Raw genomic sequence first — 15,290 nt, forward strand, 5'->3', positions numbered from 1 at the left:
GCCGTCAGCAGCAGCCGCGTGGACGTGGCCAGGGCCGCGCGCCGGGGCAGGGTGCTGACGCACCGCGCAGCCGCAGCGGCGGCAATGGTCAGCGTGCCAGCGCCGGTAACGGCGGCGCGCGTCCACAGGGCGAGGCGCGTGCACCGCGTCGTCCGGGCAACAACGGCCCGGCGGCAGGCAACGCGGGTAAACCGGCGCGTTCACGTCGTCCGGCAGCCAAGAGCAACGGGAACGCGTAACGGTATGCGGGTTTTACTGGCGCCCATGGAAGGCGTACTGGATTCGCTGGTACGTGAACTGCTCTCCGGCGTGAATGACTATGACCTGTGCGTCACCGAGTTTTTGCGCGTGGTCGATCAGCTGCTGCCGGTAAAATCCTTCTACCGTTTGTGTCCGGAACTGCACCATCACAGCCGGACGCCCTCCGGTACGCGCGTGCGCATGCAGCTGCTGGGCCAGTATCCTGAGTGGCTGGCAGAAAACGCCGCACGCGCGGTGGAGCTGGGTTCGTGGGGCGTTGACCTCAACTGCGGCTGCCCGTCGAAGCTGGTGAACGGCAGCGGCGGCGGTGCGACGCTGCTGAAAGATCCGGAGCTGATCTATCGCGGTGCCAGAGCAATGCGCGAGGCGGTGCCCGCTCATCTGCCGGTCACGGTGAAAGTGCGGCTCGGCTGGGACTCGGGCGCGCGGCGTTTCGAGATCGCCGATGCGGTGCAGCAGGCCGGTGCCAGCGAGCTGGTGGTGCATGGCCGGACCAAAGAGGACGGCTATCGCGCAGAGAGCATCAACTGGCAGGCGATTGGTGAGATTCGCCAGCGTCTGACGATCCCGGTGATCGCCAACGGCGAAATCTGGAACTGGCAGGATGCGCAGGATTGCCTGCACATTACCGGCTGCGACGCGGTCATGCTCGGGCGTGGCGCGCTCAATGTGCCTAACCTGGGGCGCGTGGTGAAATACAACGAAGCCCCGATGCCGTGGTCGCAGGTGGTTGAGCTGCTGCTGCGCTACACCCAGCTGGAGAAGCAGGGTGATACCGGCAACTATCACGTTGCGCGCATCAAGCAGTGGCTGGGCTATCTGCGCAAAGCCTACCATGAGGCCGACGGCCTGTTCAGCGAGATCCGCACGCTGCGTGTCTCCGCCGAGATTGCCAGCGCCATCGAACGCCATGCCGCACGCATGGCCCAGGTGTCCTGCATCTGAACCTGAGCGGTCGCACCTGAACCGCCAGGTCCGCCGCGTTAACGGGCAAGCCACCGATCACCACGCGAGAGTGTGTGCTGCCGCCATGTTTTATAACAAAAAAAGCCGCGATCCTTAGTCTGCTAACCGGTATAGTGAACCTTCGCTTTCACCACGTTTCTGACGCCATCTTCCATGTCTGACGCCGCTGTACTGAGTAATGCTCAGTTAAATAAACGCATCCTCTCCGTCATCGTTTTCACCTTCTTTTGCTACCTGTCCGTCGGGTTGCCGCTGGCGGTGCTGCCGGGGTTTGTGCATAACCAGCTGGGCTTCAGCTCGTTTATCGCCGGGCTGATCATCAGTCTGCAATATTTCGCCACGTTGCTCAGTCGCCCGCACTCTGGCCGGCTGGCCGATCGCTACGGCCCGAAACGCGTGGTGATGATGGGGCTGGTGTGCTGCGGCATGAGCGGCGTGCTGTCGATCATTGCCGCGCTGTGCAGCGGTGCGCCGCTGCTGAGCCTGACGCTGCTGGCGCTGGGGCGGCTGTTTCTCGGTGTCGGGGAAAGTTTCAGCAGTACCGGCTCGACGCTGTGGGGCATGAACATTGTCGGCCCGCGGCAAACCGCGCGGGTCATTTCGTGGAACGGCGTGGCGACTTACTTTGCCATGGCGATTGGTGCGCCGCTGGGCGTGCTGCTGAACCAGATTTTTGGCATCAGCGGCTTTGCCGGTCTGGTCGCGCTGATGGGGGCGATCGGCTTCTGGATGGCCTCCGGCAAACCGGCGGTCAGCGTCAGCGCCGGCGTGCGCATTCCGTTTCATCGCGTGGTCAGCCGCGTCTGGCTATTTGGCCTGGCGCTGGGATTTGGCACCATCGGCTTTGGCGTGATCTCCACCTTCATTACCCTTTATTTCGCCAGCCGCGACTGGAGCGGCGCGGCGTTCGCGCTGACACTGTTCAGCCTCGGCTTCGTGCTGGTGCGGCTGGCGTGCGGGCGCTATATCACGCGCTTCGGCGGGCTGCAGGTCTCGCTGATCTCCTTCGTGCTGGAGGGCGCCGGTCTGCTGCTGATCTGGCAGGCGGACAGCAGCTGGCTGGTGGATATTGGCGCTTTCCTCACCGGCGGCGGTTTCTCGCTGGTGTTCCCGGCGCTGGGCGTGGAAGCGGTGAAGCGGGTACAGCTGCAGGATCAGGGATCGGCGCTCGGCACCTATTCGGCGTTTCTCGATTTGGGGCTGGGGTTGACCGGACCCGTGGCGGGGCTGTTAATCGGCCACTGGGGCATGCAGTCGGTGTATCTGGCGGCAGCACTGATGGTGCTGGGCGCGTTCCTGATTACGCTGCGCCTGCACCAGCAGTCTTCAGAGCCTATCAGGCCAGATGAATAAACAGTGCATACAGCAGCCCTGACAGCAGCACCGATACCGGCAGCGTCAGCACCCACGCCAGCACCAGATTACGCAGGGTGGCGAGCTGCAGGCCGGATCGGTTGGCCGCCATGGTACCGGCCACGCCGGACGACAGCACATGGGTGGTCGACACCGGTAAACCAAAGGCATCGGCTGCGCCAATGGTGGCCATCGCCACCAGCTCCGCACTGGCACCCTGCGCATAGGTGAGATGGGTTTTGCCGATGCGCTCACCCACCGTAACCACAATCCGGCGCCAGCCGACCATGGTGCCGAGACCCAGCGCAATCGCCACCACCACTTTGACCCACATCGGGATAAAGCGCGTGGCCGCGTCCAGCTCGTGCTTCACCGCCGTCAGGTTGCGCGCGGTCTCTTCCGGCAGCGCGACGTTGGCCGATTGCAGATGCTTGATGGTTTCCGAGGCGAGATACATATCGTTGCGCGTGTTGGTGACTGCCTGCGCCGGAATATTTTCTACCGAACCGTACTGGCGAATCTGTTCGCCGATATCGCCGAGCATCATGCCGAGCGCCGGCAGCACCTGCGGCCGGTTCTGGCTGGTGCGTACATATTCCGTCAGCACCTCACGCGCTGCCGGCATTGCGGCGGGCGGTGGCTGCAGCGTCAGCAACTGCTGTTCGGTGACCTGGGTTAACGCCGCCACGCGCGGAATTTGCTCCGGCGGCAGCGAGCGGTTGAGCGCATAGGCGATCGGCATGGTGCCAACCAGGATCAGCATAATCAGCCCCATGCCTTTCTGACCGTCGTTCGAGCCGTGGGCAAACGAAACGCCGGTACAGGTGAGGATCAGCAGGCCACGAATCCACGCTGGCGGCGGCTGATTGCCTTCCGGCGCCTGATACAGCTGGCGATTGCGCACCAATGCCTTCATGGCCAGCAGCAGCACGGCGGCGCAGATGAAGCCTATCACCGGCGACAGCAGCAGGGCGTAACCGACTTTAACCGCCTGATCCCAGTCGACGCCGCTGGTGCCGCTGCGGCCGTGCAGCAGCGCATTCGCCACGCCCACGCCAATAATCGAGCCGATCAGCGTGTGCGAAGAGGAAGAGGGCAGGCCGAAATACCAGGTGCCGAGGTTCCAGACAATCGCCGAGCACAGCAGCGCATACACCATGGCGAAACCGTGACCGCTGCCCGCCTGCAGAATCAGCTCCACCGGCAGCAGCGAAATAATGCCAAACGCCACCACGCCGCTGGAGAGCAGCACGCCGAGAAAGTTACACAAGCCGGACCACATCACCGCCACGCCCGGCGACAGCGAGTGGGTGTAGATCACCGTGGCGACGGCATTGGCGGTATCGTGAAAGCCGTTAACAAATTCGAAGCCGAGCGCAATCAGCAGCGCCACGCCAAGCAGCAGAAACGGCGTATAGCTGGTGACGACCGCGCCGGTCTCTTCCACGTCGTTGAACAGATTGATACCGGTGAACACCAGCCCGGCCACCAGCAGCAGCAGAAAGAGCACGCGCGACGCGCGACCGCTGCGCGGGTGCAGATTGGGCCGTCCGCGGGCGGACGATGATGCAGGGAAACTGTTTTCAGCCATAACACACCCCCCGGGGTGAATTAACGATGCACGAATGGCACCCGTTAACTGCAGTGTGATACGGGTTTTGTATGACAGAATGATGATGCCAGCGCGGGCTGTCATCATGCTGTAACAGACCTGTCGCAGGCTGTGGATCTGACCGCTCTGGGATCTTCACGCCGCTATGCTCCAGCCTGTTCTGCCGCTTGCCTCGCTGCCCGACTTCAACAACGAAGTCGCCGGACTGATTCACGGTTACCTGTTCAACCCGGATGCGCCGCCACAGCGGCTCAACGCCCGCGAGGCCGCGCAGCTGGCGCGGCACACCCTACCCGACGGCTGCTTTCTCTGGCTGCACATTAACCTGAATCATGCCCGCGCCGAGCGCTGGGTTCAGGACCATTTCAGCGTAGATGACGATTTTTTCGATGAGATTCATTCGGCCTCGCCACGCACCCGGCTGGCGCAGCAAAACGATGCGCTGCTGGCGGTGCTGAATGACGTCACCTTCAGTAAAGAGGAGCGCAGCACGCAAAATGCGACGTTGTGGATCTGGTGCCGGCCGCAGGTGATGGTCAGCGCGCGCTATCGCCCGGTTGGCATGATTGAACGTATGCATCAGCAGATTGATCGGCTGTGCTTCAGCGCGCCGGATGCGATGCTGCTGTGGCTGCTCGGCGAACAGGAAGCGCAGCTGGAGCAGGTGGTGCGGCGCTCCAGCCAGGCGGTGGATGCGATAGAAGAGCGGCTGCTGAGCGCGGCGATCAAAGCCAACCGCAGCGAGCTGGGCCATCTGCGCCGCATGCTGCTGCGCGTCCAGCGGCTGCTGGCGCCGGAGCCGGCCGCGCTGTTTCGCCTGCTTAACCGGCCGCCAAACTGGCTCAACCGGGAACCGCTCAGTGAGCTGCGCATTTTCACCGAGGAGTTCAGCGTAGCGCTTAACGATCTTGCCAGCCTGATGGAGCGCATTCGCCTGCTGCAGGAGGAGATCGCTGCCCGCCTGATGGAGCAGAGCAACCGAACGCTGTTTTTGCTCACCTCAATCACCGTGCTGGCGCTGCCCATCAATATCGTAGCCGGTTTTTTTGGCATGAATGTGGGCGGCATTCCGCTGGCGAACAATCCGCACGGCTTTCTGCTGTTAGTGCTGGTGGTGCTGGTGTTTACCCTGGTGGCGGGCTGGCTGGCGTTACGCCGACCGCACGATTGAGCGCGCAACTGCACCGCGACACAACCGCACAATGATCTGCAGGGGCGCAACTGATGGCGACCCCGGCGATCGGGCAATAAAAAAGCCAGCCCTGCGGCTGGCTTGATCATCGACAGCAAACCCTTACAGGCTGTTGCCGTTGCTGGCAGGCTGTGCCGGCGCGGCCTGCTCAACCGGGGCGGCTTCAGCGGGCTGCTGCGCATCGGCCTGTGGCGCGACGGCGGTGGCACCCTGCGGCGTCATCGGCTCTTCTTTCGGCATCGCGTCAGAAGACTCTTGTACCATCACCGGCGCAGGCTGGGCTTCACCCGGCTGACCGTTGATTTTGGTCGGCATACCGGTACGTGCCTGGATAGCATTGTTCACGGCATCCTGGTTGGTGCTGGCATCGGCCACCACTTTGGTCACGGCGGACGTCAGGCTGATTGGCACCAGTTCACGTGAGTTGAACTGCTCTTCGGTGGTCGACAGCGGGTTGTGAACCTCGATGTAGCGCGAACCGTCTGGCTCAACGGTGGCTTTTACCGGCTGGTCAATGAACTGCACGCGCGTACCGACCGGCACGTTGTCGAACAGCCATTTGATGTCGTCCGCACGCAGACGCACGCAGCCGTGGCTCACGCGCAGGCCGATACCAAAGTTGGCGTTGGTGCCGTGAATCGCATACAGACGGCCAATGTACAGCGCGTACAGGCCCATCGGGTTATCCGGACCTGCCGGGAACACGGCCGGGATGCTCTCGCCGCGCGCCGCGTACTCTGCGTGCATCGCTTTGGTTGGCGTCCAGGTTGGGCCATTCTTCTTGCGCTCAACCGCGGTGGTCCAGTTAACCGGCGTATCTTTACCCAGCTCGCCGATACCGATCGGCAGCACCACGACAGTTTTGGTGCCTTTCGGGTAGTAATACAGACGCATCTCGGCGCTGTTGATCACGATGCCTTCACGCGGTGCGTCAGGCAGAATCAACTGCTGCGGGATCACCATTTTAGTGCCTGCTTTTGGCAGGTAAACGTCCACGCCCGGATTGGCTTCCAGCATGTTGCTGAGGCCCATCTGGTACTGCGCCGCAAACGCTTCCAGCGGCAGTTTGCTGTCGTCTGGCACGGTGATTTCAATATTTTCGCCAATCAGGCGGCTATTCGCTGGAGGCAGCGGATAGACGACTGCAAAGGCCGACTGGCTGAACGCCGCCAGTACGAGGGCGAGTGAAGCGAACGCGCGAATGCTTTTTTTCATGTTTTTACAAGTCGTTATGGCCATTTTCATGGCTTGTCAGTGTGTCGAACCCATCAGGGTCAGAATAACCCGCTGCGCATTATATGTGCATAGGCGCAATGATGGGAATCAGGATTTTCGCTGGTTGAAGATACTTTACGCAAAACGCGGCGTTTCACAGACTATTCTCTTTGCCACGCCGCCCAAAATGTGAATTTTCTTACGGTTGCCACAGCGTCACTTCGCCGCTCAGTTTACGGTTGAGGAAAAACGCGGCACTGATCAACGCCAGATGGGTCAGCGCCTGCGGCATGTTGCCCAGCGCGTTGCCGTGCGAGGTAAACTCCTCGGCGTACAATCCCAGCGGATTGGCGTAACTCAGCAGCTTTTCAAACTCAAAGTGCGCCTCATGCACCCGCCCGGCGCGCGCCAGACACTCCACATACCAGAACGAACAGGCGGCAAACGCGCCTTCGCCGCCGGTCAGCGCATCGGCGGGCGTCTCACTGATGTTATAACGCCGCACTAAACCGTCGCTCACCAGATGGGTTTTAATGGCATCCAGCGTGGCGATCCACTCCGGATCGGTCGAGCTGACAAAGCGCACCAGCGGCATCAGCAGCATCGACGCATCCAGGTATTTACCGCCGCGCGTGGCGGTGAAGTGGCCGAGTTCATCGTTCCAGAAGTTCTGCCAGATGTCGTCGCGGATCTCGCTGCGCACCCGGTCCCAGCGATCGTACGGCATTGGCAGCGAACGCTTCATACCCAGCCGCAGTGCGCGGTCCAGCGCCACCCAGCACATCAGGCGCGAATGCAGAAAGTGCTCCGGCTCGCCGCGCATCTCCCAGATACCGGCGTCCGGCTGGTTCCAGTTAACGCAGACGTAGTCAATCATGCTGGATACATGGCGCCAGCCGCGCTGCGAGATGGCTTCGCCGTATTTATTGGCAAGATAGACCGCATCCATCAGCTCGCCATAAATATCCAGCTGCGTCTGACGCCAGGCATCATTGCCGATGCGCACCGGGCGCGAGTTGGCGTAACCGGAGAGGTTGAGCAGTTCGGTCTCGTGCAGCTCGGTGCCGCTGTCGAGACGGTACATCACCTGCAAATGCGGCGTATCGTCGTGGCTGTGCTCAACGCAGCGGCCGACCCAATGGGTGAAGTCACGCGCTTCTTCCACATAGCCGAGCCGCATCAGCGCGTACATGCTGAACGAGGCATCGCGGATCCACGAGGCGCGGTAATCCCAGTTACGCTCGCCGCCCAGCTCTTCCGGCAGGCCAAAGGTGGCGGCAGCCGCAATCGAGCCGTGCTGGTGCGAGGTGAGCAGCTTGAGCGCCAGCGCCGAGCGCGTCACCATCTCGCGCCAGCGGCCGCGATAAGAGCTGTGGCTGCTCCAGCGCCGCCAGTAATCCACGGTATCGCGAAAGCAGCGCTCGGTCGCGATATGCTGCACCTGCGGATCGTCATCGTTGCCAAACACAAATTCGGCGTGCTCACCGGCCTGCAGGGTAAACTGCGCCACCGCGCTGTCCGGTTCGCGCGTCATCACCACCGTGGCGCTCAGGCGCAGCGACGGCTGGCCTTCGGCGACAAAGGCGATACCGCCAGGGCGCGTCTCCGTGCGCGTTTCCGCACGGGCATAGTCGTGACGCGGCGCGCAGCGCAGATCAAAGGTGGCGGTGCCGCGGATCATTTTTACCCGCCGCACCAGGCGCGGCACTTTGCTGCGCTCGTCGCAGATCGGCATGTAATCAGTGATTTCCGCCACGCCGGCCTCATCAAGCCAGCGGGTTTGCAGAATGTTGGTATCGGGCAGGTAGAGCTGCTGCTGGCGCGCGTTTTGCCACTGCGGTGCCAGCGAAAACAGGCCGGCTTCGTCGCTGTCGAGCAGGGCGGCAAACACGGAGGGGCTATCGAGTTCGGGCCAGCAGAGATAATCAATGGTGCCGTCGTTCGCGATCAGGGCACAGGTGCGTAAATCACCGATGACGCCGTGGTCGTCAATTCTGCGTTTAATCTTGCTCATCCTGCCTCCTGAACGCTATCCGATTGTTAACTATAGACGAAACGGCAGAATCGGCTGCGACGTGGCACAGAACGATAACTTCTATACTGTGAAGACACCCATCAGGCAGGAGAACGTTATGACACTGGGCAAACAGAAAGTCGCCGTAGTGACCGCTTCAGATTCGGGGATTGGACGCAGCTGCGCCGTAATGCTGGCCGAGGCCGGCTATACCGTCGGCATTACCTGGCGCTCGGATGAAGAGGGCGCGCAGGAGACCGCGCGGCTGGTGGAAAGTAAAGGCCAGCTGGCCCAGGTGCGGCAGCTCGATCTGTCCGATCCGCAGGCTGGCGGGCAGCAGCTGGCGCAGCTGATCAACTCGCTGGGTCGCATTGATGTGCTGGTGAACAATGCCGGCGTGATGACCAAAGCCGATTTTCTCGATGTGAGCTTTGAGGACTGGCGCAAAGTCTTTACCGTTGACGTTGACGGCGCCTTTGTCTGCGGCCAGATTGCCGCACGGCATATGGTCGATCAGGGCGACGGCGGGCGCATCATTAACATCACCTCGGTGCATGAGCATACGCCGCTGCCGGATGCCGCCGCCTATACCGCGGCCAAGCATGCGCTTGGCGGGCTGACCAAATCAATGGCGCTGAGCCTGTTACCGCACCACATTCTGGTGAATGCCGTGGCGCCGGGCGCCATCGCCACGCCGATGAATGACATGAGCAACAGCGAGGCGCACAGCCGGCGCATGCCGGAAATCCCGATTGGCCGCCCTGGCGATACGCGCGAAATCGCCAGTCTGGTGGCGTGGCTGTGCTCGGAATGGGCCACTTACACCACCGGGCAGTCATTCGTGGTCGACGGCGGCTTCATGCTGGCCAACCCGCAGTTCAAGGGTTACCACAGTTAACCGGCGCGGCGGCGGTTCCAGCGGCGAATCACAAAGCGCAGCACGATGCCGAACACAATTGCCGCCGCCAGCCAGATGAAGTGCTTAAGGTGCTGATCAAGCTTGTGCAGCCACGGCGTAATAATTTCACCGGCGAAGTAGCCGAGGGTGACAAAAATCAGCGCCCACAGCGCGGCGCCAATGACATTAAGCACGAAAAAGCGCAGCGGCTTAAGGCGGCTGGTGCCAATAATAATCGGTCCAATCAGGCGAAAGCCGTACATGAAGCGCACGCCAATCACAAACAGGCTGGGGTGCTTCTGAATCAGCCGGTTAGCTTTTTTAATGGTGTCCTGATGTTTGCGGAAGCGCCGCAGAATGCGTGTGCCATAGCGGCGGCCAAGCCAGAACAGCAGCTGATCGCCAATAATGCCGCCGCCCATCGCCGCCAGCACCACGCCGCTGAAATGCAGCAGGCCCTCGTGCGCCGCGACGCCGCCCAGCAGGGTAAAGGTTTCGCCTTCGGCAATGCAGCCAATCAGCAGCGCCAGGTAACCGTACTGGGTGATTAATCCATTGATATCGATGTGCAATTTTTCCTCCCTGGGTAAGCGATACAGCTAACAGTCTAGCTGGCTGCGGCTTTTTTTGTGCCGCTGGCCGCAAAAACAGCCGCGCCGATTATACTTGAACTGAAGCTGCCTGCATTGGACAGCCTGATCGCTGGGGCAGCCCGTCGCATCAGAGGAGTGATTGTATGAATCATGTCTGGGGTCTTCTGGCGCATCCCAATCAGGAGATGCGTGATATCAAGCAGGAAAACGAGAGCGTTTCGCACCACTACACCCATCACGTTCTGCTGATGGCGGCGATCCCGGTGATCTGCGCCTTTATTGGCACTACGCAGCTGGGCTGGAATCTGGGCGAAGGGCAGTTCGTGCAACTCAACATGCTGACCGGTATTGGTCTCGGCATTCTGTTTTACCTGATCATCTTAGGCGGTGTGGCGGTGATGGGCCGGGTCATTCACTGGATGGCGCGCGACTATCCGCAGCGTCCCAGCATTCAGCGTTGTACCGTGTTTGCCGGCTATGTGGCGACGCCGCTGTTTATCAGCGGGCTGGTGGCGCTCTATCCGCTGGTGTGGCTGTGCGTACTGGCCGGAGCGTTAGCGCTGATGTACACCGGCTATCTGCTGTACGTCGGCATCCCGGTATTCCTTAACATTGACCGTGAAGAGAGCCTGCGCTTCTCCGGCTCGACGCTGGCGATTGGCGTGCTGGTGTTCGAAGTGCTGCTGGCGCTGACGGTGATTCTGTGGGGCTACGGACCACGTTTGTTCTGACGGTGATGAGGGTCAGGTCGTCAGCCATGGCGACCTGACTGATCCCGCTGCGTCTGGCAGCGTTTGTCATGCCCGCCTTTTTTAACGCCCGGAAACAATCTCCCTAAGAAATTTCGCAGACGAGCGCGTATGATAGCGCAGCCAGCCCGCGTCGCATCAGGCCTGACGCCGGCGGCCTGTGTTACAACACAGCGCAAACCTCCTCACCGGATTTTTTTGACACGATGTCTGTAAAAATGCGTATTTCTTTGCTGTCGCTGGCGCTGTTCGTCGCCGCGCCAGCTGTAACGACTCCGGCGCTGGCCGCCGCAGCAAAACTGTCCGATCTGGCGCCGATTGCCCAGCCGCAAATCGCCTCCGGCAGCGCGCTGATTGTCGATCTCGATAATAACAAAGTGCTGTTTTCCAGCCATCCGGACCGGGTGCGGCCTATCGCGTCGATCACCAAAGTGATGACCGCGATGGTGGTGCTGGATGCCCGACTGCCGATGGACGAAATGCTGTCGGTCGATATCAGCCAGACGCCCGAAATGCGCGGCGTATTCTCGCGCGTGAAGCTCAACAGTGAAATCAGCCGCCGCAACATGCTGCTGCTGGCGCTGATGTCCTCGGAAAACCGCGCGGCGGCCAGCCTGGCGCATCACTATCCCGGCGGTTACGACGCCTTTATCCGCGCCATGAACGCCAAAGCGCGCGCGCTCGGCATGACGCACACCCACTACGTAGAGCCGACCGGTTTGTCGCTGCATAACGTCTCCAGTGCGGAAGATCTGGTGAAGCTGCTCAAGGCCACGCGCCAGTATCCGCTGATTGGTCAGCTGAGCACCACCAAAGAGGAGACGGCGGTGTTTAAACACCCCAGCTACGCGCTGCCGTTCCGCAACACTAACCATCTGGTGTACAAAAATGACTGGCGCATTCAGCTGACCAAAACCGGTTACACCGACGAGGCCGGTCACTGCCTGATAATGCGTACCATGATTAATAACCGTCCAGTGGCGCTGGTGGTGCTGGATGCGTTTGGCAAATATACCCACTTTGCCGATGCCAACCGCCTGCGCGACTGGCTGGAAACCGGCAAGGCGGCGCCGGTGCCGGCGGCCGCGCTGGCGTACAAAAAGCAGAAAGCGTCGCAGCTTGCCAGCAGTGCGGACGTGGAGTAACGCAACCTGTTACTCAGCGTAGCGGCGCAAGGGAGTGCGCCGTGTGTCGTGGTGGCGCGTGGCTGACGGTCAACGGCGCTTAAATGAACAAAATTTCTTATCGTTAGCACCAATGTTTTACGCCACCATTCCTATAGTTTCCCTGACGGCAAAGTCCTACACTGGCGACCATTCACGGTCAACCTTGCGTTTATAGGCTGTTATTGCGCTGGAATCTCACTCATATGTTCAAGTTTCGTTCTCTGTTTACCCCGTTCCTGCTGCTACTGGTGTTATTCACGCCGGCGCTCAGCTATGCGGATGACAACGCCGCGCCCGCGCAGCAGGAAGACGATGCGGCACCGAAGGTCAATCCGGCGGTAGAACTGCCGAAGATGCAGAAGATCCTCGACAAAATTAAGGGCCAGGTGTCTGGCGATACCAATGAAAACCAGCTCAACCAGCTCAATGAGATGGCGCTGGAGCTGTCAGGTAACGCGGAAACCCTCGGCCAGGCGCTGATTCCGCAGCGTCAGCAGCTGGATGCGCAGCTGGCGGTGCTCGGCCCGGCGCCGAAGGCGGACAGCGGCGTGAAAGAGACGCCGGAAGTGACGCGCAAACGCGCCGCGCTGGAGAATCAGAAGGGCAAGCTGGATGATCAGATCAAGCAGGCCGACGGCATCAAAAACGGGGCGCTGGTGCTGTCCTCGCAGATCGTCAACCTGCGGCGCGATCAGCTGAAAAGCCAGCTGGCGCTCAACTCCGGCAGTATTTTAGGGCCACGCTTCTGGTCACCGCTGTTCAGCCGTCAGGACCTGGATGGCGAAAAAATTGGCGACTTTATCAGCGAGCTGCAGGATACCGCCGCGCTGTCGTGGGAGCCGGGCTGGCGCGTAGGCACGGTCGGCTGGCTGCTGGCGGCGCTGCTGGTGATGACGCTGGGCCGGCGTTACAGCGAAGAGTTTCTGGCGTGGGTCAGCATTCACAAACTGCCGGAAGGGCGGCTGCGCCGCAGCTTCCTCGCCGCGGCGATCGCGCTGACCACGCTGGCGGCCGTGGTGCTGACCTTTAACTTTCTCTCGCTGGCGTTTGTGCGCCGTGATGAAGTGTCCAGCGACGTGCAGGATTTTATCAGCCGTCTGGTGCAGCTTAGCGTTTACTGCGGACTGATCGCCGGTCTCGGCCGCGCATTTCTGTCAACGCGCCGCCCGAGCTGGCGTCTGCCGAGCATCTCCAGTGAAGTGGCGCTGGCGCTGAAGCCGTTCCCGCCGATTACCGCCGCGCTGGTGTTTATCTTCCAGACCGCCGAGTCGTTTAACTACACGGTCGGCACCAGCCTGAACACCACCATTTTTGCTAACGGCCTGACGGCGCTGCTGATTGGCAGCACCGGGCTGGCGATCAGCATGCGCACCAATCGCGTGCGTCGTCGCATGGCGCAGGCCGGCAATCCGCCGGAAGCGCGTCCCACAGTCGTCGGCCTGGTGCAGCTGGCGCTGACGGTCACCGCCGTGGCGATTCTGGTTTCGCTGATTGTCGGCTACGTCACGCTGGCGCGCTTCCTCAGCTATGAAGTGATCTGGTGCGGCATCCTGTTTGGCTCGTTCTACTTCCTCAGTCATCTGATCAACGACGGTTGTGAAAGCCTGTTCTCCACCAACAACGCGACCGGCAAGCGGCTGCAGACCTCGCTGAATATTGACGAGCGCTACCTGCAGCAGGCGGCAACGCTGCTCAGCGCCGTGGGGAAAACTCTGCTGGTGGCGTTTGTCGCGCTGGCGCTGCTCAACGGCACGTTTGCCTCGTCCACGCCGATTGAGCTGATCCAGAAAGTCATTGAGTTCTGGGGTGGCAAAGGGCTGGAGTCGCTCAACATTGTGCCGGCGCACATGGTGAACGCCATTCTGTGTCTGGTAGTGGGTATCTACGTGCTGCGCTCGGTGCGGCGCTGGCTGGACAAAGAGTTCCTGCCGAAGACCACCATGGACATCGGCATGCGCGTGTCGCTGGTGACGCTGTTCAGCAATATCGGCTACGTGCTGATTATCCTGCTGACGCTGTCGATTATGGGTCTGCAGTGGAACAAGCTGGCGTGGATCGTCAGCGCCCTGTCGGTGGGTATCGGTTTCGGCTTACAGGAGATCGTGAAGAACTTTATCTCCGGTCTGATATTGCTGACCGAGCGTCCGGTGAAGGTCGGCGATCTGGTGAGCATAAGCGGCATCGAAGGGGATATTCGCCGTATTAACGTGCGTGCGACTGAGATTCAGCTGGGCGATAAATCCACGGTGATCGTGCCGAACTCGCAGCTGATTTCGCAGAACGTGCGTAACGCCACCATGGGCAATGCGCAGGGCGTGGTGACGATTCAGCTGACTTTCCCGCTGGATATCGATCCGGTGCAGGTGCGTGAACTGTTGCTGGACGTGTATCGCGAGAACGAGCGTATTCTCGAAACGCCGGAGCCGTCGGTTTCGTTTAAAGATTTGACGCCGGCCGGCATTGTGCTGAGCGTGACCGGCAACGTCGCCAGCCAGCGCCAGATTTCCGGTGCGAAAAGCGATCTGCTGTTCGATATCCTGACGCGCCTGCGCAAAGAGGGCATCGTGCTGTCGACGCCGCAGACCATGATTATCGAACGCCGCGCGCTGCCGGCGACGCAAAATGAAGGTGAAGCGTTGCCATAATGGCACGAGACCGTAGCGGCGCAATTCATTGCGCTAAGGTTTGCCTCTGATGCAGCAAACCCGCGCGATAAATCGCGCCGCTACGGGTCCGGCAGATCTGACTCAGGCTTTCACCGCCCAGCCTTTATGCTTACTGGTTTTCCCGATGCCCGGGTTAAAGGTATTGGTCGGATCGAGCTGACGGTAAAACGCCTGCAGCTGCGGTTTGGCTGCATACAGATGGCCAACGTTATGCTCTGCCGGATACTCCGCGCCGCGCGCCGCGAGGATCGCCAGCATCTTCTCCTTCAGCGCATGGGCATCTACGCCTTTCTTCACAATGTAATCCTGATGAAACACGTGGCAGAAGAAGTGGCCGTAGTAGAGACGATGAATCAGATCGTTATCAAACTCCGGCGGCAGGCGCTCAAACCACTCCTGATCGTTGCGGCGCAGCGCAATGTCCAGCGCCAGAATATCCTCCACTTCGTCAGCGTGCACCGCGTGATAGCGCACGGCGGCACCGGCTGCGGCAAAACGATGCAGAAAGGCGTGCGCGCCCTCTTTGGCGTCGCAGGCAAAGAACTCACCGCCGCCTTCGCGGAAATACTCCTGCAGATACGCCTGCGCTTCGGCCACGCCGTCGC

General features: G+C 60.9%; 11 protein-coding genes and 2 pseudogenes. 8 read left to right on the forward strand and 5 right to left on the reverse strand.

The features are described from left to right. The 3 genes and pseudogenes from ERD80_RS22500 to ERD80_RS12110 all read left to right on the forward strand — a co-directional run. Positions 1-239, forward strand: a pseudogene (locus ERD80_RS22500) (ATP-dependent RNA helicase RhlE); the annotation flags it as partial. Positions 240-243: 4 nt separating this feature from the next. Next, the gene (dusC, locus tag ERD80_RS12105) at positions 244-1,206 is read left to right on the forward strand and encodes a tRNA dihydrouridine(16) synthase DusC (protein ID WP_136547056.1); all 963 of its coding nucleotides are present in this window, start codon (positions 244-246) and stop codon (positions 1,204-1,206) included. A gap of 174 nt (positions 1,207-1,380) precedes the next feature. Next, positions 1,381-2,580: an MFS transporter gene (locus tag ERD80_RS12110; protein ID WP_136547058.1), complete on the forward strand. Its 1,200-nt coding sequence runs from the start codon at positions 1,381-1,383 to the stop codon at positions 2,578-2,580. On the opposite strand, the gene ERD80_RS12115 is transcribed toward ERD80_RS12110, so the two are convergent. Beyond that, a complete protein-coding gene (locus ERD80_RS12115; RefSeq protein WP_136547060.1) occupies positions 2,564-4,171 on the reverse strand; it encodes an inorganic phosphate transporter in 1,608 nt (535 codons plus the stop codon). The genes ERD80_RS12110 and ERD80_RS12115 overlap by 17 nt on opposite strands. Positions 4,172-4,337: 166 nt before the next feature. On the opposite strand from ERD80_RS12115, the gene ERD80_RS12120 reads away from it, so the two are divergent. Continuing rightward, the gene (locus ERD80_RS12120) at positions 4,338-5,363 is read left to right on the forward strand and encodes a transporter (RefSeq protein ID WP_021508480.1); all 1,026 of its coding nucleotides are present in this window, start codon (positions 4,338-4,340) and stop codon (positions 5,361-5,363) included. Between the two features lie 123 nt (positions 5,364-5,486). Here the strand turns inward: ERD80_RS12120 and ERD80_RS12125 are convergent, their stop codons facing one another. Both ERD80_RS12125 and ERD80_RS12130 read right to left on the reverse strand, forming a co-directional pair. After that, entirely contained in the window at positions 5,487-6,599 is a 1,113-nt protein-coding gene (locus ERD80_RS12125; RefSeq protein WP_058775308.1) for a L,D-transpeptidase family protein, read from the reverse strand. Positions 6,600-6,798: 199 nt separating this feature from the next. Further along, on the reverse strand, positions 6,799-8,613 hold the full coding sequence (locus tag ERD80_RS12130) for a glycoside hydrolase family 15 protein (RefSeq protein WP_021508478.1): 1,815 nt from the start codon (positions 8,611-8,613) through the stop codon (positions 6,799-6,801). Between the two features lie 118 nt (positions 8,614-8,731). Here ERD80_RS12130 and ERD80_RS12135 point away from each other — a divergent pair, with 118 nt between their 5' ends. After that, entirely contained in the window at positions 8,732-9,511 is a 780-nt protein-coding gene (locus ERD80_RS12135) for an SDR family oxidoreductase (protein ID WP_058769478.1), read from the forward strand. Here the strand turns inward: ERD80_RS12135 and ERD80_RS12140 are convergent. Then, positions 9,508-10,083 (reverse strand): DedA family protein, encoded by a 576-nt coding sequence (locus tag ERD80_RS12140; RefSeq protein WP_021508476.1) that lies wholly within the window; start codon positions 10,081-10,083, stop codon positions 9,508-9,510. The genes ERD80_RS12135 and ERD80_RS12140 overlap by 4 nt on opposite strands. A 164-nt stretch (positions 10,084-10,247) precedes the next feature. Between ERD80_RS12140 and ERD80_RS12145 the strand changes: the two genes are divergently transcribed. The 3 genes from ERD80_RS12145 to ERD80_RS12155 all read left to right on the forward strand — a co-directional run bounded on the left by ERD80_RS12145 (position 10,248) and on the right by ERD80_RS12155 (position 14,664). Beyond that, entirely contained in the window at positions 10,248-10,835 is a 588-nt protein-coding gene (locus ERD80_RS12145; protein WP_021508475.1) for a Yip1 family protein, read from the forward strand. A 224-nt stretch (positions 10,836-11,059) separates the two neighbouring features. Then, a complete protein-coding gene (gene pbpG, locus ERD80_RS12150) occupies positions 11,060-11,998 on the forward strand; it encodes a D-alanyl-D-alanine endopeptidase (RefSeq protein ID WP_136547062.1) in 939 nt (312 codons plus the stop codon). 224 nt (positions 11,999-12,222) lie between these two features. Continuing rightward, a complete protein-coding gene (locus ERD80_RS12155; RefSeq protein ID WP_136547064.1) occupies positions 12,223-14,664 on the forward strand; it encodes a DUF3772 domain-containing protein in 2,442 nt (813 codons plus the stop codon). Positions 14,665-14,766: 102 nt separating this feature from the next. On the opposite strand, the pseudogene ERD80_RS12160 reads toward ERD80_RS12155, so the two are convergent. Next, positions 14,767-15,290: pseudogene (locus ERD80_RS12160) on the reverse strand (D-lactate dehydrogenase); the annotation flags it as partial.

This window comes from Pantoea sp. R102, from assembly GCF_004916815.1.
Taxonomy (GTDB): Bacteria; Pseudomonadota; Gammaproteobacteria; order Enterobacterales; family Enterobacteriaceae; genus Pantoea; species Pantoea dispersa.